Annotated in this window: 2 protein-coding genes; one reads left to right on the top strand and one right to left on the bottom strand. The window is 49.8% G+C overall.

The window, feature by feature from the left end; translation table 11 throughout:
- The first annotated feature begins 77 nt into the window (after positions 1–77).
- Positions 78–446, top strand: a complete 369-nt coding sequence (locus K419_RS22485; RefSeq protein ID WP_035497615.1) for an ArsR/SmtB family transcription factor — start codon at positions 78–80, stop codon at positions 444–446.
- Here K419_RS22485 and K419_RS0118910 read toward each other — a convergent pair.
- Positions 438–893: a hypothetical protein gene (locus tag K419_RS0118910; protein WP_026842907.1), complete on the bottom strand. Its 456-nt coding sequence runs from the start codon at positions 891–893 to the stop codon at positions 438–440. The two genes, K419_RS22485 and K419_RS0118910, sit on opposite strands and share 9 nt — an antisense overlap.
- Positions 894–1,215 lie beyond the last annotated feature (322 nt).

Raw genomic sequence — 1,215 nt, 5'->3', positions numbered from 1 at the left:
GAGGCAGTAGTGACCAAAGTCGTCCTCGAAGAAGAAAATAAAACTGTCAACGCTGCATAGGTCAGGCGACAACTAGCTTGACACGCGCCGCGATCATCGCGGCACTCCGGGACGGGGAGCGCCCGGTTACGGACATCGTGAAAGCGGTCGAACTGGAACGGTCAAATGCCTCGCGCCACCTCTCCGGGATGAAGGCCGCCGGCATCGTTGCGCGGAGAGTCGATGAGCGGATGCAGGCTCACTATCGGCTGGCCAACGACTACACGCTCATTGATTGTGGATTTGACCCGCCAAGTGGTGGAGCGCGATGTGAGGAACAGGCAGGAGGCGCTGCTAGGTGGTATTCGGGCAGGAAATTCTACATGAATGCAGCACAGCATCAGGACGGAAACGGCAGGCCCGCCCCCAGAGTTGGCCTGTTCTTCCGGCTTTTTCTTTCAGTTTAACCATGTAGGAGGCTTCACTATCCAGTAAAAGATGGCCTTAAACACAACCCAATTCTTATGTCCTGACCTATCCATAGTGGCGTCGAAAATAAACCACGCCAAGAAGGTAGGGTAGCCGTACTTAAAAAGGACAAGGAAGGTTCCTCCAGGACACCATCTATTAATCCGAGCGATGATCACCATAAAGTTCCATTTTTTACCTTCCGCTTCTTTCCGGCCCGTGTAGCTTTCTAGCCTCGCCATTATCAGCACACCAAGACATGCCAAACCAAAAACCATGATGGTACCGAACTGAGTAAACATCAGCCAAGGCATAAAGATGTGAGTAGTTGTCCAGGCACAAGTGAGGACAACAGCGAGGAAAAGTCCTATGAACCCGCCAAAAAAACTTGAAGCTACAATGATCCCGGCTATCAGAATTTGATAGGCTACAACGGCCAAAGACAAGGGACCTCCTCTGAAACGGATACAAAAGATATTTTTGTTGCCTGCATCTGTGTATCTTTTTCCCAGGGTGTTGCAGTTGTGAACCACAACTTAGTCGAAACTAACGGCAAATACAAGTGCCTTTAACTACCACAGGAATATCACTATGTTGACAGGTTGGACTTATACCTTTACCATTGTTGTCCAAACTACTTAAAGGAGACACTATGCCAACTCTTGTCGAACTATGATGCTGCCCCGTTCTTGTGAACAGTCCGAAAAGCTGCTACAACCAGCGCAGCAGGAGGGACTGTCATGCAACAGAAGAAGAGGAAGACCTACC

This window comes from Citrifermentans bremense R1 (assembly GCF_000426865.1).
Taxonomy (GTDB): domain Bacteria; phylum Desulfobacterota; class Desulfuromonadia; order Geobacterales; family Geobacteraceae; genus Geomonas; species Geomonas bremensis.
The sequence above is the reverse complement of the archived record's forward strand: the minus strand, read 5'-3'. Positions and strand labels throughout refer to the sequence as shown.